The sequence below is a fragment of the Aeromonas caviae genome (assembly GCF_000819785.1).
GTDB lineage: Bacteria > Pseudomonadota > Gammaproteobacteria > Enterobacterales > Aeromonadaceae > Aeromonas > Aeromonas caviae.
Map to the genome: position 1 here is coordinate 108,617 of NZ_CDBK01000014.1, position 24,980 is coordinate 133,596.

The following is a 24,980-nucleotide window of genomic DNA, read 5'->3' on the forward strand; positions in this document are numbered from 1 at the left end:
CCTAGAAATGGACGACATGCCACTTGAGCGCACGTCGATTTGAATAATAAAACATCAGCAAAACAGAGGGATGACTAAAGATGTCTCCCGTCGTCCTGATTAGCTTGCGGGGCTCAAGCCCGATTGGCAACCTGTCATCCCGTGATTTTTTCTTGCGGACGTTATTAATCGATCACTAATTAAGGTCTTTGGGAGAGGGAATTGTCTGGGTTACCTTATGAGACCCTTCAATCATGCCAAGTGAATGAGCTGATGCGATATTTACTGCTGGGAATGATGCTGCTGTGCGCTTTTGCGGCCAGCGCGGGGATGGACCCCCATGTGTTGAAACAGACCATAGAGCAGCGCCTCGGTGTGCAGGTCTACCTGGTGGACGAGACCCCCATGCCGGGCCTCTATCTGCTGGGCACGGCCCAGGGACTGCTCTACAGCGATGCCAGGGGAGACTATGTGCTGCAGGGCTCCATGCTGGATCTGGCCCACGAGATGAGAAACCTCACCCGGCTCAGCCAGCAGCAGCAACGCAGGCTGGCGCTCTCCCAGATAGGGGAGGCCCGGCTCTGGCTCAAGGCCACCCCTGAACGCCACCGCCTCACCCTGTTTACCGATCTCGCCTGCGGTCCTTGCCGCATCGCGTTGGAGGAGTTGCCCCGCTTGCAGGCGAGGGGCGTGAGCGTACAACTGCTGCCTGCACCTGTCGCCGCCTCGGATCAGGCTAGCTGGTGCGATCCCGGGCTGCTGCGCGAACTCAACTTCAGCGATCGTTTGCCTGAGAGCGGCTGTAATGCGATCCTTGCCCATCATATCGGCCTGAGCCAGTGGCTCGGGATCAAGGCGTCACCGAGCTGGGTCCTGCCTAATGGCGACCTGGTGCGCGGTTACCAGAGCCCCGAACAACTGCTCAAGATACTGGATCACATCAATGCCCCTGCAAATCCGTCGTCGTCCGCGAGTTGATGATTCCCATCTGCCCGCCACCCTGCACCCGCTGCTTCGCCAGATCTTCGCCAGCCGCGGGGTCGAAGACCCTGCCCTGCTGGAGCGCAGCGCCAACCAGCTGCTGCCGCCCCAGCGTCTGTTCGGCATGGCGCAGGCGGTGCCGCTGCTGGCCGAGGCGCTGACGGCGCAAAAACGCATTCTCATCGTCGGTGACTTCGACTGCGACGGCGCCACCAGCTCGGCCCTGTGCGTGCTGGCCTTGCGCGCCATGGGGGGGCACCACATCGATTTTCTGGTGCCCAACCGCTTCGAGTTCGGTTATGGCCTCACCCCGGAGATCGTCGAGCTGGCGGTGGCCCGCGGCGCCGAGTTCCTGATCACGGTGGACAACGGGATCTCCAGCATCGCCGGGGTGGCGGCGGCCAAGGCGGCAGGCATGCAGGTACTGGTTACCGATCACCATTTGCCGGGTCAGGAGCTGCCTGACGCCGACGCGATAGTGAACCCCAACCAGCATGGCTGCGACTTCCCCTCCAAGTCCCTGGCCGGGGTCGGGGTCGCCTTCTATCTGATGGCGGCCCTCAACACCCATCTGCGCCAGAGCGGCTGGTATGAGCGCCAGGGGCTGCGCGCCCCCAACGTGGCGGATTACCTGGATCTGGTGGCCCTCGGCACCGTGGCCGACGTGGTGGCGCTCGATGGCAACAACCGCATCCTGGTTCATCAGGGGTTGCAGCGGATCCGGGCCGGCCGTTGTCGCCCCGGCATCCAGGCGCTGGTGGATGTGTCGGGCCGCGACGGTCGTCGCCTGTGCGCTGCCGATCTCGGCTTTGCGCTGGGGCCGCGCCTCAACGCGGTGGGCCGGCTCGATGACATGTCCCTCGGGGTCGCCTGTCTGCTCTGTGACGACATCAACCTGGCGCGCCAGTTCGCCTCCGAAATGGACAGCCTCAACCAGGAGCGCAAGGAGATCGAGCAGGGGATGCAGCAGGAAGCGCTCGCCACCCTGGAGCAGATCCGTTTTCGTGACGGTGAGGTGCCGTCGGGCATCGTGCTGCACCGAAACGAGTGGCATCAGGGGGTGGTGGGGCTGGTTGCCTCCAAGGTGAAGGAGAAGTACTACCGCCCGGTTATCGCCTTTGCCGAGAGCAGCGAGACCGAGCTCAAGGGCTCCGGGCGCTCCATTCCGGGGGTGCACCTGCGCGATGCGCTGGAACTGCTCGATACCCGCCACCCCGGCTTGATGGGCAAGTTTGGCGGCCACGCCATGGCGGCCGGGCTGACCCTGCCCAAGGCCAATATCGAGGCCTTCGGCCGTGCCTTCGAGGCGGTCATCGGCGAGCTGGTGACCCCTGAGCTCTTGACCGGGGTGCTGCTCACCGATGGCGAGCTGCTGCCGGACGAGCTCACCCTCGAGCTGGCGGAGCTTATTCGTGCCTCCGGCCCCTGGGGTCAGGCCTTTCCCGAGCCGCTGTTTGACGGGGAATTCGTGCTGGTGCAGCAGCGGCTGGTGGGGGAGAAGCACCTCAAGATGATGCTGACCACGGATTCCGGCCACGCGGTGGATGCCATCGCCTTTGGCGTCGACTTGCAGCGCTGGCCCGATGCCTCGGTGAAGCGGGTGCGGCTGGTCTACCGGCTCGACGTCAACGAGTGGCGTGGCAACCGCAGCGTGCAGTTGTTGGTGGAGCATCTGGAAGCCGCCGGCCTCTGATCCCGCGAGTCTCTCTTGCTGTCGATGACGGCCACCTCAGGGTGGCCGTTTTTTTATGGTGTGAACCCGGATGTTGTCGTTGACCCGTCTATTGCTTCACAGTTTAAGCTTCCCTTCATCGGGTCACGGACCCCTCAGCGAGTGGTTGTCATGAAAATATCCGAACTGGCCCGGCGCTGCGGCCTGGCCCGCTCCACCCTGCTCTATTTACGAGAAGCTGGGGGTGATTGCGGGCACAAGGGGCGCCAACGGCTATCGCCACTACGACGATGACGATCTGCAGCGGCTGCGGATGGTACAGGCCCTGCAGGCCGGCGGGCTCAGCCTCAAGCAGTGCCTCGCCTGTCTGGCGGGCGAGCTGGAGCAGGCAACGCTGGAAACCCGGGTCAGGGAGCTGGATGAAGAGCTGGCGCTGATGCAACGCGCCCGGGATCTGCTGGCGGATCTCGCCGGTTTGCGTGCGCACTCCGGCGACGAGTTCAAGGCCTGGCAGCGGCAACTGCAGCATCAAGCCCCGCAGGCTTACTTTGCCTGGGTGATGAAGCAGGGATTCAGTGAAAAAGCGCGTTACCACCTGCAGTGGCTCAGCAAAGACATGAATGAACATGAGCGCTACATCCGGGATTTCAAGCTGCTGCTGGATGGCATGAGCTATTGGGGGCCGGGCGATAGCCTCTTCACCCAGCAGCAATTTGCCGCGCTGCCCAGCCAGCCTCGCCGGATCCTCGACATGGGCTGTGGGCGCGGCGCCGCCACCCTGGCGCTGGCACAGGTGACGGACGCCACCATCGTAGCCATCGATCTGGACGAGGAGGCGCTGGCCGCCGTGGCGAGATCGGCCAGTGCGGCGGGGCTGAGTCAGGTCACTACCCTGTGCGCCAACATGGCGGCGCTGCCGGCAGACCTGGCCCCCGCCGATCTCATCTGGGCCGAGGGGAGCGCCTACACCATCGGGGTGGCCAATGCGCTCAAAGCCTGGCGGGCACACCTTGCCGGCCCTGCTGCCTGCCTGGTGCTGAGCGACCTGGTGTGGCTGACGGACACGCCCCCAGAGGAGGCGCTGGCGTTCTGGCAGCGGGATTATCCCGCCATGCAGACCCTGGCGGGCCTGCTCAAAACGGTGAAGGAGGCGGGTTATCGCTGCCTGTGGCACACCCCGTTGCCGCAAAGGGCCTGGCACAACTATCTGGATCCCATCAAGCGCAATCTGGCGCGCCACAGTGCCGAGCTGGGGGATAGCCCCGCCTGGCAGGACTTGAGCCGGGAAGTGGCCATCTACCGCCAACACCTGGGCAGCTACGGCTATGTGATCTGCTGCCTGCAGGCATTCTGATCAGGCCATCCATTGCAAGATAACAAACGGAGAAAACCTATGAACATCATCATTCGGCCCGAAACAGGCGCCGATCACGACGCCATTGAAGCGCTGACCGTGGCCGCGTTCCTCAATGCCCCCCATACCGATCACAACGAGCAGCTGATCGTGCGTGACCTGCGCCAGGCCGGAGCACTCAGCCTGTCGCTGGTGGCGGAGCAGGCGGGGCGGGTGGTCGGCCACCTCTGCTTCTCGCCGGTCACCATCAGCGATGGTAGCCCGCACTGGTATGGCCTGGGCCCCATTTCCGTCTCCCCTGCGCTTCAGGGTAGGGGGCTGGGGTCACGGCTGATGGACGCGGGTCTGGCCGAGCTCAAGGGGATGGGGGCGGCCGGCTGCGTGGTGCTGGGGGATCCCGGCTTCTACGGCCGTTTCGGTTTCGTGCCCGAGTCGGGGTTGACGCTGCCCGGCGTGCCGCCCGAGTACTTCATGACACGCTCGTTCGGCGCTGCCATGCCCAGTGGTGAAGTGCGCTACCACCAGGCCTTCCAGCAGGGGTGAGCCCTCACCTTGAGGAAGACGCAAGTCGCTTTCTCAAGGTGGTGCAACCTTGTCGGTTTTAGGGAATGGGGCGGTGTTTAATATCAACCTTTCTGATATCTCATGGTGGAAAATGCAATAAGTGACGGTATTGTGATATATTCCACCTGTAATTTTTCTTGACGGACAGCCCCCTTGTCATCCTCTCGCCGCCCCTCGTCATGGCCGATGGTGCTTGCCATCGCCTGCCTTCTCTGGCTTGCCGCTGCGGCGGCGGCAGGGGTCGTTGCAACGCCGGGAATGGAGACGCAAGGGCAGGAGCGGCCGATGCTGTTCCATGAGCCAGCGAACCCGGGGCTTGCCGACAACGTCAGCCTGCCGCCCGCCTCCCAGTGGCGGCTCGGTTTCGAACAGGGACGGCGACTGGAAGGGGCCGCTCATGCCGAGCTCTACCAGATGCTGCTGGCCTGGTTCCAGCACGAGATCCTCGGCCTGCTCTGCGGCCTGCTGTTTTTCCTGCCTCTCATCTATCTCAGGCAGCGGCCCGACTACTTCGGCGCTCTGCACACACGGCGGCTTCGCTGCCACCACCTGCAATATCGCTTCTGCCAGGGCGACTAGGTTCACCAGCCGGGCGCCTGCCCGTTTGATCCCCGTCATTGAGTACCGCTGACCGGGCTGCTCGGCAGTCTGGCGGCTGCCGTGGTCATTACCGGGTGCTGCGCCAGCTCTCTCTGTAAACGTCATCCGTGACGTCATCTTCGCGACTGGCCGTTGGCCGGGCGCGGACGTGCTCTTATTGCAACCAAGTGGTGAACTCATTCATGGACTATTACGTCAATCTCTTCATCCAGTCGATTTTTGTGGAAAACCTGGCGCTGGCCTTCTTCCTTGGCATGTGCACCTTCCTGGCCGTCTCGAAAAACATCAACACCGCCTTCGGTTTGGGCATGACGGTGCTGGTGGTCATGGTGATCGCCATCCCCCTCAACAACCTGATCTACCGCCATATCCTGCGTCCCGAGAGTACCTTCCTCGGGGAGTTTGATCTGGGCTTTCTCGATTTCATCGTCTACATCGGGGTGCTGGCGGCGCTGGTGCAGGTGATGGAGATGGTGCTCGACAAACATTTCCCGGCGCTCCATCACGCGCTCGGCATCTATCTGCCGCTGCTGACGGTGCACTGCGCCATCTTCGGCGGGGTGATGTTCATGGCCCAGCGGGATTACGACTTCATCGAATCCGTGGTCTACGGGGCGGGCTCAGGGCTGGGCTGGCTGCTGGCCATCGTCGCCATTGCGGGGTTGCGCCAGAAGATGAAGTATTCGGATGTGCCCGAGGGGCTGCGGGGGATCGGCATTACCTTCATCGTGGCCGGGCTGATGTCCCTCGGCTTCATGTCTTTTTCCGGCATCTCGCTCTGAGCCATGGGCTGGGTGGTGGCCCAATGAAGGTGCTCAATCCAGACGCTTTGCCATGTTGTAGCCGGTGATGGTGAAGCCCAGCGCCTGATAGAGCGCCAGTGCCCTCGGGTTGTCATGGGCCACCCTCAGCTTGATCTGGTGGATGCCTAGGGGGGTGAGCTGTGCCTCCAGGGCGGCCATGGCAGCCTTGCCGAGGCCGCGACCACGATGGGGCGGTGTCACATAGAAGTCGTAGATGAAGGTGGTGCCGGCGGCGCCGTCGATGGCGTGCCAGAGATAGCCCAGAGGCTCGCCCGGTGCGTTCGAGGCTTCAGGTACCATGGCGAGCAGGTGATGACCCGGGGTGGCGACACCCAGTGGCAGGAGCTGCTGCAACGAGGCGTCGGCCTGACGGTGGGCGTCAGGCAGCGCCATCCCGTGGTTGCTGGCAAGATCCTGGGCGTAATCCTCGATGAAGTAGTCGCGATAGGCGGGAAAGTCTGCGTCACGCAGGGGGATCAGGCGAACGGTGAGAGTCGGCATCCGGAACAGCACTCCAGAGAAGGGGAGTGGCCACGTTACGCCAGAACGGCGCCAATCACAAAGGGACAACCGCTGCCTGCGAGGTGACGGCGATAAAAAAAAGAGCGCCCAGAGGCGCTCTTTTTTCTGCCAGCAGGAAAAGAGGCTTATTTGACCTCTTCCCCCTTGGCTTGCAGGTCTGCGTGGTAGGAGGAACGCACGAAGGGACCGCAGGCGGCGTGGCTGAAGCCGAGATCCATGGCCACATCCTTGAGTTCGTCGAACTCTGCGGGCGGCACATAACGCTTCACCGGCAGGTGGTGGCGGCTCGGTTGCAGGTACTGGCCCAGGGTCAGCATGTTGACGCCGTGCTCGCGCAAGTCCTTGAGCACCTCGACGATCTCCTCGTTGGTCTCGCCAAGGCCCATCATCAGACCGGACTTGGTCGGCACGTGGGGGTGCATCTCCTTGATGCGGCGCAGCAGCTCCAGGGACCACTTGTAGTCGGCGCCCGGACGGGCAACCCGGTACATGCGCGGGGCGGTTTCCAGGTTGTGGTTGAAGACGTCAGGCGGGGTCTCGCGGAACACCTCCAGCGCCTGCTCCATCCGGCCACGGAAGTCCGGGGTCAGGATCTCGATGCGGGTCTGGGGGCTGTGCTCGCGGATCTCGCGGATGCAGTCGGCGAAGTGCTGGGCACCGCCGTCCCGCAGATCGTCGCGGTCCACCGAGGTGATCACCACGTACTTGAGGTTCATCTCCTTGATGGTGAGTGCCAGCTTCTTCGGTTCCTCCGGATCCAGCGGCAACGGACGGCCGTGGGCCACGTCGCAGAAGGGGCATCGGCGGGTACAGATGGCGCCCATGATCATGAAGGTCGCGGTGCCGTGGTTGAAGCACTCCGCCAGGTTGGGGCAGGAAGCCTCTTCACACACAGAGTGCAGCTTGTTTTTGCGCAGGGTGCTCTTGATGTGCTCGATCTTCTGGCTCGACGGCGGCAGCTTGATCCGCATCCACTCCGGCTTGCGCAGCACTTCCTCGTTGGGATCCGGCATGAATTTCACCGGGATCAGGGCCATCTTGTCGCCATCGCGCAGCTTGACGCCCGGCTCCATACGAACGGGTTTGCTCATGATTCACTCTCGGTGTTTGTTATTGTCTGGTTGACGGTCACCAGGGGCCTTGCGGCTCCCTCGTGACCACGGGGCATGGGGTTGCTCATGCCGCCTCTTCGGTATTCGTGATCTCTTGGTAGCCAATCAGGCGGGCCAGCTCCGTCACCAGCAGGGACTGTGCCTCGGCGACGCTCTGCGGGCCGCCCAGGGCGCTGGTCTGGGTCATGGCCATGCCCGCATAGCCGCACGGATTGATGCGCAGGAAGGGAGTCATGTCCATGTTGACGTTGAGGGCCAACCCGTGGAACGAGCACCCCTTGCGAATGCGCAAACCCAGGGACGCCAGCTTGGCTTCCATACCCAGATCGCTCTTCACGTAGACGCCCGGGGCATCGGCCTTGGCGTAGGCCTCGATATTGCTTTTGGCGAGCGTGTTGATGATGGCGGTTTCGAGGCAGGTCACCAGCTCCCGTACAGAGAGCTTGCTGCGGCGCACATCCACCAGCACGTAGAGCACCAGCTGGCCCGGGCCGTGATAGGTCACCTGGCCGCCGCGATCACTCTGCACCACCGGGATATTGCCGGGGGCGAGCAGGTGTTCGGCCTTGCCGGCCTGACCCTGGGTGTAGACGGGGTCATGCTCCACTACCCAGAACTCGTCCGGGGTGTCGGGGGTGCGATTGTCGGTGAACGCCTTCATGGCGTCCCACACCGGCTGGTAGGGGCGACGGCCCAGCTGTCTGACGAGCAGTTGGCCGGCTGACGGTTGTGGCTCGGCGGGCGTTTCGAGTGACATCTTTCCTCACTGGCGGCGCGGTGTCGGTACGGTCGCCGCTGCGACCGGGCGGCAAATAATCAGTCGCCCCGGTGGCGGGGCGAGAGAGGCAACTTACAGGACGTAACGAACCAGCTCGATCTTGCCAAGGGCGGTATACATGGCCTCGATGTGTTCCTTGCTCTGGGCGGTGACCGTCACCCGTACCGAGTGATAGTTGCCCTTGGAGCTCGGTTGAACGGTCGGGCTGTAGGTGCCGGGAGCATGTTGCTGCAGCACTTCCACCACCATGTCGGGCAGGGCGGGATCGGCCACGCCAAGCACCTTGAACGGGAACTTGCAGGGGAACTCCAGCAGTTCATCAAACTTGGTATTCATCTACTTCACCTTTCTGGGTCGCCGGGAAGCGACGTCATCTTTACGTCTTTGAGGGCCGCCGAAACGATCCCCTCATCAGCCCCCAGGGGGCAGTTCCCAGTCTATATGGGCATGAGCCGCCTCGGGATCAAGACCCGGCGGTGCGGCAAGACGTGGAAATGCTGCTTTTTACCACAAATCGTCAGTCGGCGGAACCTGCAGATTACAGGGTTATTGACTGGACAGACCGCAAAAGACAGCAGCGGCGCCTGTTGGCGCCGCTGCTTGAGGAAGGGTCTGTTACTTGAACCAGCTGGAGACCAGCATCACCAGGTAATCCCACAGGCGGCTCATCAGGCCACCTTCCTGCACCTCTTCCAGGGCAACCAGGGGAACCTGCTTGATCTCCTTGTCCCCTTGCTTGAGGTACACGGTGCCGACGCGCTGGCCCTTGGCCAGGGGCGCCTTCAGCTCGCTTTCCAGCTGGAAGTCTGCCTTGAGGTTGTTGCCCTGGCCACGGGTGACCAGCACGGAGACGTCCTTGTCGACCCCCAGCTTCACTTCAGACTTGTCGCCCATCCAGATCTTCTGGGTGACCAGTTCGGTGCCCGCCTTGTAGGGGGTCAGGCTCTGGAAGAAGCGGAAGCCGTAGGTGAGCAGCTTCTTGCTCTCGGCGGCGCGGGAAGCCTCGCTGTTGGCCCCCATGACCACGGCGATCAGGCGCATGCCTTCGTTGTTGGTGGCGGAAGAGACCAGGTTGTAGCCGACCTGGCTGACGTGACCTGTCTTGATGCCGTCAACCTGCAGGGATTGGTCCCACAGCAGGCGGTTGCGGTTGTGCTGGGTGATGCCGTTGAACACGAAGGACTTCTGGGAGTAGATCTTGTACTCCTCCGGCTGATCGTGGATCAGAGCCTGACCCAGGCGGGCCATGTCGCGGGCGGTACTGTAGTGGCCCTCTTCATCCAGGCCGTGGGGGTTCTTGAACTGGGAGTCCTTCATGCCGAGCTTGGCGGCCCAGGCGTTCATCAGGCTGGCAAAGGAGTCGGTGCTACCCGCCAGGTGCTCGGCCATGGCGACACAGGCGTCGTTGCCGGACTGGATGATGATGCCCTTGTTGAGATCATCGACGGAGACCTGCTTGCCCACCTCGATGAACATCTTGGAGGAGTCGGAGTAGTTCTTGGACCAGGCGTTCTGGCTGATGGTCACCATGTCGGTGCCCTTGATGTTCCCCTTGTGCAGCTCGTCGCCGACGATGTAGGAGGTCATCATCTTGGTCAGGCTGGCGGGTGGCAGACGCTCGTCGGCGTTCTGCTCGGCCAGCACCTGGCCGGAGAAGTAGTCGATCAGGATGTGGGCCTTGGCGGAGATCTCGGGCGCGGCAGGCACCACCATGGGGGCGCTGTTCAAAGTGGGGACCGGCTGGGCACTCGGCAGGGCCGAATCCGGGGTCGGAACAGGCTGGTTGGCCTGAGCGGTGGCGCTTAACAGGGAGGCCAGAATAACGGAGCGGGCAAATTTGGACATCTTGAAATTCCTGGTGCCTGGATGGGATGTACCCAAGTTGAAAAAAAGCGGGCCCCACTATACCAGATGTGCGTGTCGGTCATAGTCCGAGATGCGACCTGGACGGGATTTTATGGGATGGTCCCCGACCTCGCGTCGTATCCCGGCGCGAGGTCGGGGCGGGTATCAGGGCACGATGAAGGCCTGCTCCAACCCACCCTGGCGGATCTGCTCGAGCAGGGGGGCCTGCTTGTCGCTGGCCACGGGCCCGAGCAGGACGCGGAAGACGGCGCCATGTGCCACCACCTGGTACGGCACGCCATAGCGCTGGGTCATCACCTTGCCCATGGCCTCGGCTCGCGCCTGCGAGCCGCTGGCGAGCACCTGGATCATCTTGCCCTGGGTCGCACCGGCCTTGGGGGGGGAGACGGTGGTGGTCGCCGTGGCGGTAGGAGCAGGAGCAGGGGCGGCCTTGGCCGGTACCGTGGGGGCCGGCGTCTCGTTGACGAAGGAATTGGCGGCTGGCGCCGCAGGCTCCATGGGCGTCATCGGGGTCATGGGCACCATCTCCACCATCTGATCCGGCTGATCGGTGATGAGTTCGAGGCGCACCCGGGCCTCACCCCCTTCCACCATCTCCAGCTGCGCGGCGGCGGCGTGGGATAGATCTATGAGGCGATCGCTGCCGAAGGGGCCGCGATCATTGACGCGTACTATGGTCTCCAGACCGTTGTCCAGATTGGTGACCCGCACGTAGCTTGGCAGGGGCAGGTTGCGGTGGGCGGCGCTGAACAGGGTGCTGTCCTGCACGTCGCCGTTGGCAGTCTTGTTGCCGTCCAGATCCCGGGAGAGCCAGCTGGCAGTGCCTTCCTCGCTGTAGTGCTTGATGTCGCGCCACACCTCAAACTTCTGCTTGCCGATCCAGTAGTCCCGGTTGCCGCTCTCGCTCATGGGTTCGGGGCGGGGAATGGCGCCGGTCGCCTGGGGGATCTCGATGACCTGGGGCTTCTCCTGGGGGACGGGCTCCGGGGGCAGCGGCTGGGGTTCGGGTTGGCTGCTACAGGCGGCCAGCAACAAGGTCAGGCTGAGGGGAAGAAGTTTGTGGCTGTAATGCATAAGCGTCCTGGATTGCTTGACTGAGTTGATGCACCGCCATCGCATAGAGAGGGCTGCGATTGTAGCGGGTGATCACGTAAAAATTGTGGCGCGCGACCCAGTATTCCGGTCCTTCGGCCTGCTCCATCGCCAGCAGTTTTACCGGCGTCTCGGGTGACGGCGGTGTGGCGACTTCAATGCCCGCAGCGGCCAGCTCTGCCCAGCGGTGTCTTAGCTCGGGCTCGGGTGCAAGCAGGGTACCTACTGGCGCCAATCCGATCAAGGCGGGCTCCACCACCGGCTCGCCCCAGCGCCAGTGGTGCAGGGCGAAGTAGTTGGCCACGCTGCCGATGGCATCTGCCGGGTTGGCGAAGAGATCCCGCTTGCCGTCTCCGTCGAAGTCGACCGCGTAGTGGCGGTAGCTGGAGGGCATGAACTGGCCCATGCCCATGGCACCGGCATAGGAGCCCTTGAGGGTGGTGAGCGGCCACTTCTCTTCCCGGGCAAGCAGCACCAGCTGGGCAAACTCCTTGGCGAAGAAATCCGCCCGTTCGGGGTAGTGGAATCCCAGGGTGTAAAGGCTGTCGAGCACCGGATGGCGCCCCATCTGTCGACCGTAAAAGGTCTCGATGCCGATGATGGCGACGATGAGGGAGGCGGGGACCTGGTAGGTCTGCTCGGCCCGTGCCAGGGTGGCGGCATGGCGCTGCCAGAATCCCACTCCGTCCCGGATGCGCTCCGGGGTGACGAACAGCGGCCTGTAGCGGTGCCAGGGCTTGGCTTCCCAGGGGCGGCGGATGGTGTCCAGCACCTCCTGGCGCAGGCTGGCCTGGGCGGCGGCGGCCTGCAACTCTGCCAGCGGCACCTGCTGCTGCTCGGCCAGCAGGCTGAGCCGGGCCGGCGAGACGGCAGCACCCGCCGTCAGGGTGCACAGAGATAGAGCCAGCCAGCCGAGCCGCATCAGGCGAGCAGCCGCCTGTGGGTCTGGATGGACATCAGAACGCCGAAGCCCGCCATCAGGGTCACCATGGAGGTGCCGCCGTAGCTCACCAGTGGCAGGGGAACCCCTACCACCGGCAGGATGCCGCTTACCATGCCCATGTTGACGAACACATAGACGAAGAAGGTCAGGGTCAGGGCGCCTCCCAGCAGGCGTTCGAAGCTGTTCTGGGCCTGCATGGAGATAAACAGGCAGCGGCTGATGATGTAGAGGTAGATGACCAGCAAGAGGGCCACGCCCACCAGACCGAACTCCTCGCTGAAGACGGCGAAGATGAAGTCGGTGTGGCGCTCTGGCAGGAATTCGAGCTGGGACTGGGTGCCTTGCAGCCACCCCTTGCCGAACACGCCGCCGGAGCCGATCGCAATCTTGGACTGGATGATGTGATAGCCGCGACCGAGCGGGTCCTTCTCCGGGTCCAGCAGCATCAGCACCCGCTGGCGCTGGTAGTCGTGCATCAGGAAGAACCAGAGTACCGGCATGAAGGCGCAGATGAGCAAGACCGCGAGCCCGATGAGCCACCAGCTGATCCCCGCCAGGAAGATGACGAAGAAGCCGGAAGCGGCTACCAGGATGGAGGTGCCGAGATCGGGTTGGGCCGCGATCAGCAGGGTGGGCAGCAGCACCATCACCAGGGCGATCATCACATGGCTGAACTTTGGCGGTAGGGAGTGCCGGCTGAGCCAGGCGGCCACCATGATGGGCATGGAGAGTTTCATCACCTCGGAGGGCTGGAACTTCATGAAGCCGAGATCGAGCCAGCGCTGGGCCCCCTTGCCGATATGGCCGAACACGTCCACCGCGATGAGCAGCAGCACCACCACCGCAAACAGGGGCACCGACCAGCGGGCATAGAGGGAGGGCGGCAGCTGGGCTATGCCGATCATCAGACCGAAGGCCAGGGCGCCGCGCACCAGCTGGCGCACGATGGAGTCGAGATCCTGGCCCGAGGCGGAGTAGAGCACCACCATGGAGAGGGCCATCAGGGTCAGCAGGCCGAGCAGCAGCGGCAGGTCGATGTGCAGCTTGTACCAGATGCTCTGCTGGCGGGCAGAATTACTCATTGGGAAACGACCTCACTCGGTTGGGACGGCTTTTCCGGTGCCGGTGGCAACTGGGGTTCCGGCGGCAGCAGATAGGCATCCAGCATGTGGCGGGCGACCGGTGCCGCCATGGCGCTGCCGCCCCCGGCGTTCTCCAGCACCAGGGCGACCACCGCCTTGGGTGCCTCGAAGGGGGCGAAGGCGACGAACAGGGCGTTGTCGCGGTGCTCCACCTTGGTGGTGGCCGCGTTGTAGACCTGGTTCTCCTTGAGGCCCACAACCTGGGCGGTGCCGGACTTACCCGCCGCCTTGTAGGGGGTATTGGCGAAGGCGCGGCGCCCCGTCCCTTCGTGGCCATTGATGACGCGCCACATGCCGTCCTTGGCCACCTGCCAGTAGGTATCGCTCTTGGCGGCGATGGCCACGTTCGGGTTGATGGGGGCGTTGACCACGCCATCGGAGGAGGCGGTGCTCTTGAGCAGGTGCGGCGTCACGTCGTGACCGTTCTGGGTCAGGATGCTGATGGCCTTGGCGAGCTGGATCGGGGTGGCGCTCCAGTAGCCCTGGCCGATGCCGATGGAGATGGTGTCCCCCTGGTACCAGGGTTGACGCCAGCGGGCCATCTTCCAGTCCCGGGAGGGCATGACGCCCCGGGTCTCTTCATAGAGGTCCACGCCGCTGTACTGGCCGAAGCCGAACTTGGTCATGTAGCTGTTGATCTTGTCGATGCCGACCCGGTAGGCGAGATCGTAGAAATAAGTGTCCGCAGACACTTCGATGGCGCGATAGACGTCGAGCCAGCCGTGGCCCCAGCGGCGCCAGTCCCGGAACTTCTTGGTGGTGCCCGGGATGGAGAAGCTGGGCCCGCCGAAGTAGCGGTAATTGGGAGTGATCGCCCCCTCGTTGAGCCCCATCACCGCCATCATGGGCTTGACGGTGGAGGCGGGGGCATAGATGCCCTGGGTGGTGCGGTTCACCAGCGGCCGGGCGGGATCGTTGAGCAGCGCCGAGTAGTTGGCGCTGGAGATGCCGGTCACGAACAGGTTGGGGTCGTAGCTCGGGCTCGACTCCATGGCCAGGATGGCGCCGGTGTTGGGCTCCATCATCACGATGGCGCCCCGGCGGCCGGCCAGCAGCTCCTGGGCTTTCAACTGCAGGCGGATGTCGATGTTGAGGTAGATGTCCTTGCCGGGCTCGGGGGGCTGGAATTTCAGGGTGCGCACCACCCGGCCGCGGTTGTTCACCTCGACCTCCTGATAACCCGCCACGCCGTGCAGCTGATCCTCGTAGTACTTCTCCACCCCCTGTTTGCCGATGTCCTTGGTGGCGGCATAGTTGGCGAGCTTCTCCTCCTTCTCGAGGCGCTCCACGTCACGGGTGTTGATCTTGGCCACGTAGCCCAGGGCATGGGTCAGGGTATCGCCGAACGGGTAGTAGCGCTTGAGGTAGGCCTCGATGCTGGCCCCCGGGTAGTTGTGCTGGTTGACCGAGAAGAGGGCGACCTGGTATTCGGTCAGCTTCTCGAACAGGGGCACGGGCTTGAAGCGGCGCTGACGCTTGACCTCGGCCAGGAACTTCTCCTTGGTCCCCTCCGGCAGGGCCAGCAGGGTGATGAGGTCGTCCGCGGTCTTCTCCAGGTTCTCGGTCTCTTCGGGCACGATCTCCAGGCTGTAGACAGGGCGGTTTTCCGCCAGCAGGACACCGTTGGCGTCGTAGATGAGGCCACGGGGCGGCGCCACCGGTACCACACGGATGCGGTTGTCGTTGGATCGGGTCTGATAGGTTTCGTAAGACTCTACTTGCAGGTAGTAGAGGTTAGCTAGCAGCACCAGCATGAGGGTGACCATGCCGATGTAGGCGACCAGGGTGCGCCGGAAGAACAGACGTCCCTCGGCACTGTGATCGCGCATTTCAATGCGATTCTTCAGCATGCCGTTACCTTGTGGCTGACGTGCGGGTGAGAGAGGAGAAATGCATGCTCAGGGTCGGCATGGGTCACTCTCTGTGATAAGGGTGATTGGTGGTGATGCTCCAGGCGCGGTAGAGGCTCTCGGCCACCAGTACCCGCACCAGGGGATGGGGCAGGGTCAGGGGCGAGAGCGACCAGCTCTGCTCCGCGGCAGCCTTGCACTCGGGGGAGAGCCCCTCCGGGCCACCCACCAGCAGCGCCACATCCCGGCCATCCAGCTTCCAGGCTTCCAGTTGCACGGCGAGCTGCTCCGTGGTCCAGGGCTTGCCCGGAATGTCCAGGGTCACGATGCGGGAGCGGCCGGCGGCGGCCAGCATGGCTTCCCCTTCCTTTTGCAGGATGCGGGGAATGTCGGCATTCTTGCCGCGCTTGCCTGCGCCGATCTCGACCAGCTCGAACGGCATGTCTTTGGGGAAGCGGCGACGGTACTCTTCGAAGCCATGCTCTACCCAGGCAGGCATCTTGGTGCCCACGGCAATCAACTGGATCTTCATCTTTGGTTACGCTGTCGCCCTTTATTGCGAATTGACCTGGGCGGCGCCGCTCCAGAGTTTTTCCAGCTGGTAGAAGTCGCGGTACTCATCCTGCATCACGTGGACGATGACCGACCCCATGTCCACCAGCACCCACTCACCGGTGAGTTCCCCTTCCACGCTCAGCAGGTCGAGCCCCGCATGACGGGCCTCGCTGGCGAGGTTGTGGGCGATGGCACTGACGTGACGATTGGAGTTGCCGGAGCAGATGATCATGGTGTCCGTGATGCTGGATTTGCCGCGCACATCGAGGGTGATGATGTCGCGGCCTTTCATGTCATCGATCTTGTCGACGATAAAGGCGAGCAATTCTTGGCCTTGCAATGTCTTCTCCTATCTTCCGGCGCCAGAGGGCGGCGGATTATATCATGGTCACTCCCGTTTCCCAGCCTGGCAAAGGGAGCATCGCCCGGGGAGCCGTCCCGTGGGGGAGGGGCCCCTTGACGATCACTATAGTGTGCAACCCGGCCTGGCAATAGTCAGGGCCGGGCCCGGTGCGCCCGGACGTGTCGGCTGACCCGCCTGCGTGGCGCCGTTTACTGCGTTGCCGATGAGCGGTAGAGCCCGTGGCGCCGGATATAGTCGGCGACCGGGTTGGGCAGCAGGTATTTGGGATCCTGGCCTGCCGCGAGCAGGGCACGCAGGCGTGTGGCCGACAGCTCGACGGGCAGATTGTCACAAAGCCAGACATGACCGTGGCGCTGGCGATGGAGAGCCCGAATGTCCCGGGTCTGGTGGCGGGCCAGCAGCTCGGCCACCTGGACGGGATAATCCGGTTGCCAGCCTGGGCGGCAGCTCACCACCAGGTGGGCGTAATCGAGCAGCTCCTGCCAGCGGTGCCAGCTCGGCAGGCCGAGCAGGGAATCCATCCCCATCAAAAAGCAGAGCGGGGTGTCCGGCAGCTCGCTCCTCAACTCGACAAGGGTGTCGATGGTCCAGGAGGGAGTGTCGCGCCTGAGCTCCCGCTCATCCACCACGAATCCCGGGTTGTCCGCCGCAGCGAGCCGGACCATGGCGAGTCGCTGCTCGCTGGAGCAGAGCGGATTGGCCCGGTGGGGCGGGATATGGTTCGGGAGCAGGCGCACCTCGGCCAGACCCAGGGCGTCCCGTGCCTCGATGGCGGGCCTCAGGTGGCCGATGTGAATGGGATCGAAGGTGCCGCCGAGGATCCCGATGGGCGGTGTCAGCATGATTCCGTCTCCAGCAGGGGGAGCGGGGTACCGTCACGAAAGCCGAGGGCGATGGTTTGCAGCATCAGCCAGGCCTGTTCGGTGTCGAAATGGCGCTGGGCATGGTCCAGCTGGGCCATCAGTTGCCAGAGTTGCCGGATCTTGGGGAAGGGAAGCCGGGTCAGCGCCTGCTGGATGAGCTGCTGGCGGCTCTGCCAGATGCGCAGGCGGCTGAAATGCTCCACCAGGGGCTGTCCGGCGCGGGCGGCCAGCGCCAGCTCGGTGAGCTGCTCCAGTTCGCGGCACAGGGTCCAGGCCAGCATGCCGGGTTCGGTGCCCTCGGCGCGCAGGGCCAGCAGGATGCGCTGGGCCCGGTTCACCTTTCCTTCCAGCAGGGTATCGACGAGTTGGAAGGGGGTGAAGTGGGCGTGGCGGATGATGGTCTCCTGCAGATAGGCGACGCTGATGGGCTGGGGCGGGGAGAGCAGGGTCAGCTTCTCGATCTCCTGGCTCGCGGCCAGCAGGTTGCCCTCGTAGGCGTGGCACATGAAGTTGACCGCATCCGGCAGTGCCTTGAGGCCGAAGCGCTGAAAGCGGGCGCTCATCCAGCGCGGGAAGAAGCGGGGCTCGGGGTGGTTGACCGGCACATAGGTGCCGCTCTGGCTCAGCTTGTCGAACCAGGCCGCCTTCATCTGGGTCTGGTTTAGGCGATTACCACTCAGGACCAGCAGCAGGTCGGGGTGGAGCTGTTTGCCAATGTCGCTGATGCGGGCGGCGAGATCCTTGTCGATCTTGGCGGGCAGCTCCAGCTCGATGATCTGGCGGGCCGAGAACAGGCTCATGGCCTGGCAGGCATCGTAGACCTGGTTCCAGTCCAGCCCCTGTTCCACCACGAAGCTGTGGCGCTCATCGAAGCCCTGTTTGCGTGCCACCTGACGCACGGCGTCGATGGCTTCCAGCTTGAGCAGGGGCTCGTCCCCAAAAATGAGATAGCAGGGCTTGAGCCCAGCCTTGAGATGATCCGCGAGTTGTTCAGGGTAAATCCGCATCAGAACCTGGCCTGGTTGAGGGGGAAGGATTCACGGTCGATGGCTTGCTCATTCTTGAACAGGGGATCGTCCCCAAAAATGAGATAGCAGGACTTGAGCCCTGCCTTGAGATGGTCCGCGAGTTGTTCAGGGTAAATCCGCATCAGAACCTGGCCTGGTTGAGGGGGAAGGATTCACGGTCGATGGCTTGCTCATTCTTGAACAGGGGCTCGTCCCCAAAAATGAGATAGCAGGGCTTGAGCCCTGCCTTGAGATGATCCGCAAACTGCTCGGGATAGACTCTCATCAACACCCTCTCATCAAGATACGCGCATCAGAACTTGACCTGACTGAGCTGGCGAATAACCAGGTTGGCGGCCTGCTCCTGCATCTCCTTGCCCAGCTGCTCCTGCTCGCGGGAGGAGGCGAGTGCCGCATCCGGCTTGTTCAGGAAGCTGCGGTTGAAGGTGATGGGGAAGACCTGGGTCGGTTTGCCCGGCATGACCACGGTGAACTGGGTGCTGTAACTGAGCAGGTATTCGCGGTCCTGGCCGATGGAGTCGACGGAGGCGACCTGGCTGCGGCTACGTACCCCGGCCAGGGTCAGCACCGGGATGCCCTCCTTGTCGGCGAGCTGCACGCCAGCGGCCTTGAGACGGGTGGTGACCAGCCGGTAGAAGTCGCTCTTGTTGTCACCGACCACTTTCATGGTCATCAGCTCGGGGGGAATGGCGGTGCCCCGCATCTGAAAACCGCAGGCCTGCAGCAGCAGTCCTGCCAGCACGATGGCCATCCAGCGCGTGAAGATGGTGCCCATAAAAAATCCTCTTTGCATGAAGGGAAGAGCGGCGGGCGCAGGGCCCGCCGTCATCATCCGTGTGTCGTCAGCCCCTGGCCCGGACCGTCGGCCGCCGCCAGGGGAGGCGTCATCAGTTGGCCACGATGTTGAGCAGCTTGCCCGGCACGTACACGACTTTGCGCACGGTCAGACCGTCGGTGAACTTCTGGACCGAGGCATCGGCCATGGCCAGTTTCTCGACGTCGGCCTGGCTTATCTCGGCCGGCACGGTCAGCTTGCCGCGCATCTTGCCGTTGATCTGCACCACCACCAGCTTCTCGGTCTCGACCATGGCCGCTTCGTCGGCCACCGGCCAGGCCGCGACATCGATGTCCCCTTCCTTGCCCAGCATCTTCCACAGCTCGAAGCCGATGTGCGGGGTGATGGGGTAGAGCATGACCACGACCGCTTCCAGCGCTTCCTGCATCAGGGCGCGGTCCTGCTCGTCGCTGCCCAGCTTGGCCAGGTTGTTCATCAGCTCCATGATGGCGGCGATGGCGGTGTTGAAGGTCTGACGACGACCCACGTCGTCGCTCACCTTGGCGATGGTCTTGTGCAGCTCGCGGCGCACGGCTTTCTGGTCGCTGGTGAGGGCGGCGACGTCCAGTGCGGCAACGGCGCCACCGGATACGTGCTCGAAGGTGATGCGCCACAGGCGACGCAGGAAGCGCTGGGCACCTTCCACGCCGGAGTCGGACCACTCCAGGGTCATCTCGGCCGGAGAGGCGAACATCATGAACAGACGGACGGTATCGGCGCCGTAACGCTCCACCATCAGTTGCGGGTCGATGCCGTTGTTCTTGGACTTGGACATCTTGGTCATGCCGGAGTGCATCACCTCACGACCTTCGTTGTCGATGGCCTTGGTGATGCGACCCTTCTCGTCACGCTCCACCTTGACGTCGAGGGGGCTGACCCAGACGTTGCCGCCCTTCTCATCCTTGTAGTAGAAGGCGTCGGCCAGCACCATGCCCTGGCAAAGCAGACGCTTGAACGGCTCGTCGCTGTTCACCAGGCCCGCATCGCGCAGCAGCTTGTGGAAGAAGCGGGCGTAGAGCAGGTGCATACAGGCGTGCTCAATGCCGCCGATGTATTGATCCACCGGCAGCCAGTGGTTGGCAGCCGCCGGATCCAGCATGCCCTTGTCGTAGTCCGGGGAGCAGTAGCGGGCGTAGTACCAGGAGGACTCCATGAAGGTGTCGAAGGTATCGGTCTCGCGGAACGCTTCCTGGCCGTTGTAAGTGGTCTTTGCCCACTCGGCATCGGCCTTGATCGGGCTCTGGATACCATCCATCACCACGTCTTCCGGCAGCAGTACCGGCAGTTGATCTTCCGGGGTCGGCACCACGGTACCATCCGCCAGGGTCAGCATCGGGATGGGAGCGCCCCAGTAGCGCTGACGGGAGACACCCCAGTCGCGCAGACGGTAGTTGACGGTGCGCTTGCCCTTGCCGAGCCCTTCCAGCTTGTTGGCGATGGCATCGAAGGCACCCTGGAAGTCGAGGCCGTCGAACTCGCCGGAGTTGAACAGCACGCCCTTCTCGGTATAAGCCGCTTCGCTCACGTCGACGTCACCATCAACCGGCTTGATGACAGGCTTGATCTCGAGGCCGTACTTGGTGGCGAATTCGTGGTCACGCAGGTCGTGACCCGGTACCGCCATCACGGCGCCGGTGCCGTAGTTCATCAGCACGAAGTTGGCGACCCAGACGGGCACCTTGCGGCCATCCAGCGGGTGAATGGCGTAGAGGCCGGTGGCCATGCCCTTCTTCTCCATGGTGGCCAGTTCAGCTTCGGCCACCTTGGTGTTCTTGCACTCTTCGATGAAGGCGGCCAGCTCCGGATTGTTCTGGGCTGCTTGCAGCGCCAGCGGGTGACCGGCGGCGATGCCCACATAGGTCACACCCATGAAGGTGTCCGGACGGGTGGTGTAGACCTCGAGGTGCTCGGCCTGACCGTCGATATTGAAGCTGATGTTGACCCCTTCGGAGCGGCCAATCCAGTTGCGCTGCATGGTCTTGACCATCTCAGGCCAGCCTTCCAGATTGTCGATGTCGTTCAGCAGCTCTTCGGCGTAGTCGGTGATCTTGATGAACCACTGGGGGATCTCTTTCTGCTCCACCGGGGTGTCACAGCGCCAGCAGCAGTTGTCGACAACCTGCTCGTTGGCCAGCACCGTCATGTCGTTCGGGCACCAGTTGACGGAGGAGGTCTTCTTGTAGACCAAACCCTTCTCGTAGAGCTTGGTGAAGAACCACTGCTCCCAGCGGTAGTAGTCCGGCTTGCAGGTGGCCAGCTCCCGATCCCAGTCATAGCCCAGACCCAGCATCTTCAGCTGGTTCTTCATGTATTCGATGTTTTCGTAGGTCCAGGGGGCCGGCGCCGTGTTGTTCTTGATGGCGGCGTTTTCTGCCGGCAGGCCGAAGGCGTCCCAACCGATGGGTTGCAGCACGTTCTTGCCATTGAGCCGTTGATAACGGGAGATCACATCACCTATGGTGTAGTTGCGAACGTGCCCCATGTGTAGACGACCAGACGGATAGGGGAACATGGAGAGGCAGTAGAACTTTTCCTTGTCTACTTTCTCCACCGCCTTGAAGGTTTTCTTGGCATCCCAGTGCTTCTGCACTGCTGGTTCTATGGATTGGGGAACGTATTGCTCTTGCATTGGTGACATCCGGATCTGTGAAATGAATAGATAAAACGGCTGGGAAATCCCGATAGAATACCCATATCCTGCGGCGGCAACAACCGCCAGCATCCGCCCGGTCTCGGGCCAGGTCCGGTACCCGCGAGGATTTGCAGAGCCGCAAGAGCCGCGAGAGTCGCAACGAAGTGAGAATGGCAACCGCCGCCCGTATCCGCCGAGCCCGAGGTCAGGGTCTGGCTCGATCGGGATTCAGCAGAGGAGTGATGGCCATGGACAAACGTCGACAAGGGTATGAAGCCTTTATCGCCCAGCTCAAGAAGCAGTGGGAAGAGACGGAAGCGTTTCAGGGAGAGCGCCTCAACCGGATGATCGCCAAGGTGCAGGCCTATCTGGAGGCGGCCGGGGATCTGACCCAGGACGAGCTGGCGCTGATCGCCGAGTATGTGAAGCGGGATCTGGGCAACTATGACGAAGGGCGCAAGGATGAGCAGGTGGAGGAGTCGGCCTTCATGCTGGCGCTCAAGGACACCGCCTGGTCCTGGCTGGCAGACGTGACCGACCGCACCCAGGTGGAGTGGCAGGAGTTGGCGGACGAGCTGGAACACAAGGGGGTCTACCGGGCGGGGGACTGGGTGGGACTCGGGGTGCTGGTGTGCGATCACTGCGAGTGGCGCCATACCGTGCTGCATCCAGAGCAGCTTGGCACCTGCCCGGAGTGCGGGGCCGATGAGTATCACCGTGAGCCGCTGTCTCCTTGAGCCGCCAGACTGTGCCAAGCCATAAGCCAAACCATAAAAAGAGGCGCCCAAGGGCGCCTCTTTTGTTTATCGGGGTTGTGTGGTCTTAGCCCTTGCGCGCCCAGGGGTGGGCGCGGGGGCGCAGCCACAGGGCCAGCCCCAGCAGGGCGGCGGCCAGGCCATACATGGGCCAGCTGCCAAAACGCAGATAGGGGGTCTGGCCGTGGGCGGGGCGTACCTCGGCACGCAATACTCCAGCCTCGAACTGCGGGATCTGGGCGATGATGCTGCCGTCTATCTCGGTGACGATGGTGATGCCGGTGTTGGTGTCGCGCAGCAGTGGGCGGGCCAGCTCGAGGGCACGCATGCGGGCGATCTCCATGTGCTGCCAGGGGCCGATGCTGGTGCCGAACCAGGCGTCGTTGGAGACGGTCAGCAGGAAGTCGGTATCCGGCTGCACGTTGCGGCGCACCTCGTCCGGGAAGATGATCTCGTAACAGATGGCGGCGGCAAACTTGAGCCCCTTGGCGATCAGGTTCGGCTGCACCTCGTCACCCCGGCTGAAGGAGGACATGGGCAGGTTGAAGAAGGGGGCGATGGGACGCAGCAGATCTTCAAAGGGCACGAACTCGCCGATGGGCAGCAGGTGGTACTTGTAGTAGCGGTTCTTGTGCTCGTAGTAGTAGGACTCCTTGCCTTCTGCATCCTGCACCCCCATGCCGAGCACGGTATTGAAGAAGCGCTGCTGTTTCAGATCGTAATGGATGATCCCCGCCAGCAGGCCGGTGTCGTTCACCTTCATCGCCTTGTCCAGGCTCTCCAGATAGGTACCCATCTCCTTCTCGATGGCCGGGATGGCAGACTCCGGCCAGACGATGATGTCGGCATCCTGGTTCTCGCGGCTGAGATCCTGATACTTGCGCACGGTCGGCACCAGGGCCTCCGGATCCCACTTGAGGGACTGCTCGATGTTGCCCTGCACCAGCGCGACCTTGACCGGTTCACCCCGGGTCACCCAGTTGAGCTGCATCAGCCCCTGGGCGGCGCCCACCAGGGCGACAGGGAGCAGCAGCCAGGCCGGCTTGCGGTGTTGCCATACCAGCCAGAGGGCGGAGGCGGTGAGCAGCAGGGCGAGGGTGATGCCTTGCACCCCGAGAAGGGGAGCGAAGCCCTTGAGGGGGCCGTCTATCTGGGTGTAGCCGAACCAGAGCCAGGGGTAGCCTGTCATCACCCAGCCCCGCAGCCAGTCGGCCATCAGCCAGAGCGCCGGGAAGGCGAGCAGCCAGCGGCTCCAGTGGCGGCCGGCAAAGAAGCGGGCGAAGAGCCAGCAGGCCAGGGTCGGATAGAGGGAGAGATAGGCGCAGAGCCCGGCCAGCAGCACGAAGGCGGCCGGCAGCGGAATGCCGCCAAACTCCGTCATGCTGACGTGGATCCACCACTGCCCGGGCAGGAACAGACCCATGGCGTAGCCGAAGCCGCGCCAGGCTGCCTGTTTGGGGGTGGCCTTGTCCAGCAGGGCGTAAAGGCCGAGCAGGGAGGGGATCACCAGGGGCCAGTAGCCGAAAGGGGAGAAGGCCAGCACGGCAATGGCGCCGCTGGCAATGGCAAACAGGCTGGTCAGGAGTTTCGATTTCACGGGGGATCGGGGCTCGAATTGGACTGAATGAAAACACAATGGCCGACATCTTAACCGCAAACCGGGTCAACGGCGAGCCTCGCGGTCGGCGTGGGCCAAGTGGCGGTCGCGCGGCGGGAGAGAGGTAAAAAAAGCGCCCCTGACGAGAGGGGCGCGGGATGTGCGTGGGGCTGGGCGGGATCAGGACTCCGGCTGCGCCGCCGCATGATGCTCGGGGATCTTTACCTGCAACTGTTGCAGGCGACGGCGATCGGCGTGCATCACCTTGAACAGGTAGCCGTCGAGTTCGATCTCTTCACCTTTCTTGGGCAGGTGGCTGAAGGCGTGCATCACCAGACCGCCGACGGTGTCCACCTCTTCATCGCTGAACTGGGTGCCGAAGAAGTCGTTGAAGTCCTCGATCTCGGTCAGCGCGCTCACCGAGAAGACCCGCTTGCTGATGCGGCGGATCTCTTCCGGCTCGTCCTCGATGTCGTCGAACTCGTCGTCAATCTCGCCGACGATGAGCTCCAGAATGTCCTCGATGGTCACGAGGCCGGAGACACCGCCAAATTCGTCCACCACGATGGCCATGTGGTAGCGTTCTTCCCGGAACTCCTTGAGCAGGCGATCGACCCGCTTGCTCTCCGGCACGATCACCGTGGGACGCAGGATCTTCTCCAGCTGGAGCGGTTCGCTGGCATGCTGGCCGCCAAAACCGAACGGCAGCAGATCCTTGGCGAGCAAGATGCCCTCCACGTGATCCTTGTCTTCGTTGATCACCGGGAAGCGGGAGTGGCCGGATTCGATGATGACCGGCAGGAACTCGTCCACCGGCTGGGACTTCTCGATGGTCACCATCTGGGAGCGGGGGATCATGATGTCACGCACGCGCAGCTCGGCAATTTCGAGCACGCCCTCGATCATGTCCTTGGTGTCCTGATCGATGAGGTCCCGCTCTTCGGCATCGGCGATGACCTCTACCAGATCGTTGCGGTCTTTTGGCTCGCCCTGAAAGAGTTGGCTGAGTTTGTCGAGCCAGGTTTTCTTCGGCGAGCCGGTACTAGGGTGATCGTCGGTCATTTTCTCTCTTGGTTACTCGTATGAACACACT

Annotated in this window: 25 protein-coding genes and 1 pseudogene; 7 read left to right on the top strand and 19 right to left on the bottom strand. The window is 63.2% G+C overall.

Going from position 1 to position 24,980, the window contains the following annotated elements:
- Positions 1-252: 252 nt before the first annotated feature.
- From BN1120_RS01840 to nqrE, 6 genes and pseudogenes are all read left to right on the top strand, one after another.
- Positions 253-957, top strand: coding sequence for a disulfide isomerase DsbC N-terminal domain-containing protein (locus BN1120_RS01840; RefSeq protein ID WP_042014491.1), 705 nt, complete (start codon positions 253-255; stop codon positions 955-957).
- Entirely contained in the window at positions 923-2,653 is a 1,731-nt protein-coding gene (gene recJ / locus BN1120_RS01845) for a single-stranded-DNA-specific exonuclease RecJ (protein ID WP_010673748.1), read from the top strand. Before BN1120_RS01840 ends, recJ begins: the two co-directional genes overlap by 35 nt.
- Positions 2,654-2,803: 150 nt before the next feature.
- Positions 2,804-3,986 (top strand): annotated as a pseudogene (locus BN1120_RS01850) (MerR family transcriptional regulator).
- A 39-nt stretch (positions 3,987-4,025) separates the two neighbouring features.
- Positions 4,026-4,529 (top strand): GNAT family N-acetyltransferase, encoded by a 504-nt coding sequence (locus BN1120_RS01855; RefSeq protein ID WP_042014494.1) that lies wholly within the window; start codon positions 4,026-4,028, stop codon positions 4,527-4,529.
- 306 nt (positions 4,530-4,835) lie between these two features.
- Positions 4,836-5,129: a hypothetical protein gene (locus BN1120_RS01860; RefSeq protein WP_010673751.1), complete on the top strand. Its 294-nt coding sequence runs from the start codon at positions 4,836-4,838 to the stop codon at positions 5,127-5,129.
- 203 nt (positions 5,130-5,332) lie between these two features.
- Entirely contained in the window at positions 5,333-5,932 is a 600-nt protein-coding gene (gene nqrE / locus BN1120_RS01865; RefSeq protein WP_010673752.1) for an NADH:ubiquinone reductase (Na(+)-transporting) subunit E, read from the top strand.
- A 33-nt stretch (positions 5,933-5,965) separates the two neighbouring features.
- On the opposite strand, the gene BN1120_RS01870 is transcribed toward nqrE, so the two are convergent.
- The 17 genes from BN1120_RS01870 to leuS form a co-directional block, all read right to left on the bottom strand.
- Positions 5,966-6,454, bottom strand: a complete 489-nt coding sequence (locus tag BN1120_RS01870) for a GNAT family N-acetyltransferase (RefSeq protein WP_042014495.1) — start codon at positions 6,452-6,454, stop codon at positions 5,966-5,968.
- Between the two features lie 146 nt (positions 6,455-6,600).
- Positions 6,601-7,566 carry a lipoyl synthase gene (gene lipA / locus BN1120_RS01875; protein ID WP_039041111.1) on the bottom strand — a complete coding sequence of 322 codons (966 nt, stop codon included), beginning with the start codon at positions 7,564-7,566 and terminating at the stop codon, positions 6,601-6,603.
- Positions 7,567-7,651: 85 nt separating this feature from the next.
- The gene (lipB, locus tag BN1120_RS01880; protein WP_010673755.1) at positions 7,652-8,344 is read right to left on the bottom strand and encodes a lipoyl(octanoyl) transferase LipB; all 693 of its coding nucleotides are present in this window, start codon (positions 8,342-8,344) and stop codon (positions 7,652-7,654) included.
- Between the two features lie 93 nt (positions 8,345-8,437).
- The gene (gene ybeD / locus BN1120_RS01885; protein ID WP_010673756.1) at positions 8,438-8,701 is read right to left on the bottom strand and encodes a DUF493 family protein YbeD; all 264 of its coding nucleotides are present in this window, start codon (positions 8,699-8,701) and stop codon (positions 8,438-8,440) included.
- 279 nt (positions 8,702-8,980) lie between these two features.
- On the bottom strand, positions 8,981-10,210 hold the full coding sequence (locus tag BN1120_RS01890; RefSeq protein WP_039041110.1) for a D-alanyl-D-alanine carboxypeptidase family protein: 1,230 nt from the start codon (positions 10,208-10,210) through the stop codon (positions 8,981-8,983).
- Positions 10,211-10,375: 165 nt separating this feature from the next.
- Positions 10,376-11,305: a septal ring lytic transglycosylase RlpA family protein gene (locus BN1120_RS01895; protein WP_042014497.1), complete on the bottom strand. Its 930-nt coding sequence runs from the start codon at positions 11,303-11,305 to the stop codon at positions 10,376-10,378.
- Positions 11,247-12,245, bottom strand: a complete 999-nt coding sequence (mltB, locus tag BN1120_RS01900; protein ID WP_041212526.1) for a lytic murein transglycosylase B — start codon at positions 12,243-12,245, stop codon at positions 11,247-11,249. Before mltB ends, BN1120_RS01895 begins: the two co-directional genes overlap by 59 nt.
- Positions 12,245-13,348, bottom strand: a complete 1,104-nt coding sequence (gene rodA / locus BN1120_RS01905) for a rod shape-determining protein RodA (RefSeq protein ID WP_039041107.1) — start codon at positions 13,346-13,348, stop codon at positions 12,245-12,247. Before rodA ends, mltB begins: the two co-directional genes overlap by 1 nt.
- Positions 13,345-15,258, bottom strand: coding sequence for a penicillin-binding protein 2 (gene mrdA, locus BN1120_RS01910; protein WP_010673761.1), 1,914 nt, complete (start codon positions 15,256-15,258; stop codon positions 13,345-13,347). The genes rodA and mrdA overlap by 4 nt, the downstream gene beginning before the upstream one ends.
- A gap of 64 nt (positions 15,259-15,322) precedes the next feature.
- The gene (gene rlmH, locus BN1120_RS01915; RefSeq protein ID WP_005298242.1) at positions 15,323-15,790 is read right to left on the bottom strand and encodes a 23S rRNA (pseudouridine(1915)-N(3))-methyltransferase RlmH; all 468 of its coding nucleotides are present in this window, start codon (positions 15,788-15,790) and stop codon (positions 15,323-15,325) included.
- Between the two features lie 21 nt (positions 15,791-15,811).
- The gene (gene rsfS, locus BN1120_RS01920) at positions 15,812-16,153 is read right to left on the bottom strand and encodes a ribosome silencing factor (protein ID WP_010673762.1); all 342 of its coding nucleotides are present in this window, start codon (positions 16,151-16,153) and stop codon (positions 15,812-15,814) included.
- A gap of 212 nt (positions 16,154-16,365) precedes the next feature.
- Positions 16,366-17,019 carry a nicotinate-nucleotide adenylyltransferase gene (nadD, locus tag BN1120_RS01925; protein WP_042014499.1) on the bottom strand — a complete coding sequence of 218 codons (654 nt, stop codon included), beginning with the start codon at positions 17,017-17,019 and terminating at the stop codon, positions 16,366-16,368.
- Positions 17,013-18,047, bottom strand: a complete 1,035-nt coding sequence (holA, locus tag BN1120_RS01930; protein ID WP_042014500.1) for a DNA polymerase III subunit delta — start codon at positions 18,045-18,047, stop codon at positions 17,013-17,015. The genes nadD and holA overlap by 7 nt, the downstream gene beginning before the upstream one ends.
- Positions 18,047-18,190 carry a hypothetical protein gene (locus BN1120_RS01935; RefSeq protein ID WP_042014501.1) on the bottom strand — a complete coding sequence of 48 codons (144 nt, stop codon included), beginning with the start codon at positions 18,188-18,190 and terminating at the stop codon, positions 18,047-18,049. The genes holA and BN1120_RS01935 overlap by 1 nt, the downstream gene beginning before the upstream one ends.
- Positions 18,190-18,333 carry a hypothetical protein gene (locus BN1120_RS01940; RefSeq protein WP_042014502.1) on the bottom strand — a complete coding sequence of 48 codons (144 nt, stop codon included), beginning with the start codon at positions 18,331-18,333 and terminating at the stop codon, positions 18,190-18,192. The genes BN1120_RS01935 and BN1120_RS01940 overlap by 1 nt, the downstream gene beginning before the upstream one ends.
- Positions 18,334-18,360: 27 nt before the next feature.
- The gene (locus BN1120_RS01945) at positions 18,361-18,843 is read right to left on the bottom strand and encodes an LPS-assembly lipoprotein LptE (protein WP_010673765.1); all 483 of its coding nucleotides are present in this window, start codon (positions 18,841-18,843) and stop codon (positions 18,361-18,363) included.
- A gap of 112 nt (positions 18,844-18,955) precedes the next feature.
- Entirely contained in the window at positions 18,956-21,532 is a 2,577-nt protein-coding gene (gene leuS, locus BN1120_RS01950; protein ID WP_042014504.1) for a leucine--tRNA ligase, read from the bottom strand.
- Positions 21,533-21,783: 251 nt separating this feature from the next.
- Here leuS and BN1120_RS01955 point away from each other — a divergent pair, with 251 nt between their 5' ends.
- Positions 21,784-22,272 carry a zinc ribbon-containing protein gene (locus BN1120_RS01955; RefSeq protein ID WP_041215952.1) on the top strand — a complete coding sequence of 163 codons (489 nt, stop codon included), beginning with the start codon at positions 21,784-21,786 and terminating at the stop codon, positions 22,270-22,272.
- 85 nt (positions 22,273-22,357) lie between these two features.
- Here the strand turns inward: BN1120_RS01955 and lnt are convergent, their stop codons facing one another.
- Positions 22,358-23,887 (bottom strand): apolipoprotein N-acyltransferase, encoded by a 1,530-nt coding sequence (gene lnt / locus BN1120_RS01960; RefSeq protein WP_042014505.1) that lies wholly within the window; start codon positions 23,885-23,887, stop codon positions 22,358-22,360.
- A gap of 180 nt (positions 23,888-24,067) precedes the next feature.
- Positions 24,068-24,949 (bottom strand): CNNM family magnesium/cobalt transport protein CorC, encoded by an 882-nt coding sequence (gene corC / locus BN1120_RS01965; protein ID WP_010673769.1) that lies wholly within the window; start codon positions 24,947-24,949, stop codon positions 24,068-24,070.
- Between the last annotated feature and the right edge of the window lie 31 nt (positions 24,950-24,980).

Excerpts from the sequence above, each read along its gene's own strand:
- BN1120_RS01840 (WP_042014491.1), top strand. The coding sequence starts at position 253 with ATGCGATATTTACTGCTGGGAATGATGCTGCTGTGCGCTTTTGCGGCC.
- recJ (WP_010673748.1), top strand. The coding sequence starts at position 923 with ATGCCCCTGCAAATCCGTCGTCGTCCGCGAGTTGATGATTCCCATCTG.
- BN1120_RS01855 (WP_042014494.1), top strand. The coding sequence starts at position 4,026 with ATGAACATCATCATTCGGCCCGAAACAGGCGCCGATCACGACGCCATT.
- BN1120_RS01860 (WP_010673751.1), top strand. The coding sequence starts at position 4,836 with ATGCTGTTCCATGAGCCAGCGAACCCGGGGCTTGCCGACAACGTCAGC.
- nqrE (WP_010673752.1), top strand. The coding sequence starts at position 5,333 with ATGGACTATTACGTCAATCTCTTCATCCAGTCGATTTTTGTGGAAAAC.
- BN1120_RS01870 (WP_042014495.1), bottom strand. The coding sequence starts at position 6,454 with ATGCCGACTCTCACCGTTCGCCTGATCCCCCTGCGTGACGCAGACTTT.
- lipA (WP_039041111.1), bottom strand. The coding sequence starts at position 7,566 with ATGAGCAAACCCGTTCGTATGGAGCCGGGCGTCAAGCTGCGCGATGGC.
- lipB (WP_010673755.1), bottom strand. The coding sequence starts at position 8,344 with ATGTCACTCGAAACGCCCGCCGAGCCACAACCGTCAGCCGGCCAACTG.
- ybeD (WP_010673756.1), bottom strand. The coding sequence starts at position 8,701 with ATGAATACCAAGTTTGATGAACTGCTGGAGTTCCCCTGCAAGTTCCCG.
- BN1120_RS01890 (WP_039041110.1), bottom strand. The coding sequence starts at position 10,210 with ATGTCCAAATTTGCCCGCTCCGTTATTCTGGCCTCCCTGTTAAGCGCC.
- BN1120_RS01895 (WP_042014497.1), bottom strand. The coding sequence starts at position 11,305 with ATGCATTACAGCCACAAACTTCTTCCCCTCAGCCTGACCTTGTTGCTG.
- mltB (WP_041212526.1), bottom strand. The coding sequence starts at position 12,245 with ATGCGGCTCGGCTGGCTGGCTCTATCTCTGTGCACCCTGACGGCGGGT.
- rodA (WP_039041107.1), bottom strand. The coding sequence starts at position 13,348 with ATGAGTAATTCTGCCCGCCAGCAGAGCATCTGGTACAAGCTGCACATC.
- mrdA (WP_010673761.1), bottom strand. The coding sequence starts at position 15,258 with ATGCTGAAGAATCGCATTGAAATGCGCGATCACAGTGCCGAGGGACGT.
- rlmH (WP_005298242.1), bottom strand. The coding sequence starts at position 15,790 with ATGAAGATCCAGTTGATTGCCGTGGGCACCAAGATGCCTGCCTGGGTA.
- nadD (WP_042014499.1), bottom strand. The coding sequence starts at position 17,019 with ATGCTGACACCGCCCATCGGGATCCTCGGCGGCACCTTCGATCCCATT.
- holA (WP_042014500.1), bottom strand. The coding sequence starts at position 18,047 with ATGCGGATTTACCCTGAACAACTCGCGGATCATCTCAAGGCTGGGCTC.
- BN1120_RS01935 (WP_042014501.1), bottom strand. The coding sequence starts at position 18,190 with ATGCGGATTTACCCTGAACAACTCGCGGACCATCTCAAGGCAGGGCTC.
- BN1120_RS01940 (WP_042014502.1), bottom strand. The coding sequence starts at position 18,333 with ATGAGAGTCTATCCCGAGCAGTTTGCGGATCATCTCAAGGCAGGGCTC.
- BN1120_RS01945 (WP_010673765.1), bottom strand. The coding sequence starts at position 18,843 with ATGGGCACCATCTTCACGCGCTGGATGGCCATCGTGCTGGCAGGACTG.
- leuS (WP_042014504.1), bottom strand. The coding sequence starts at position 21,532 with ATGCAAGAGCAATACGTTCCCCAATCCATAGAACCAGCAGTGCAGAAG.
- BN1120_RS01955 (WP_041215952.1), top strand. The coding sequence starts at position 21,784 with ATGGACAAACGTCGACAAGGGTATGAAGCCTTTATCGCCCAGCTCAAG.
- corC (WP_010673769.1), bottom strand. The coding sequence starts at position 24,949 with ATGACCGACGATCACCCTAGTACCGGCTCGCCGAAGAAAACCTGGCTC.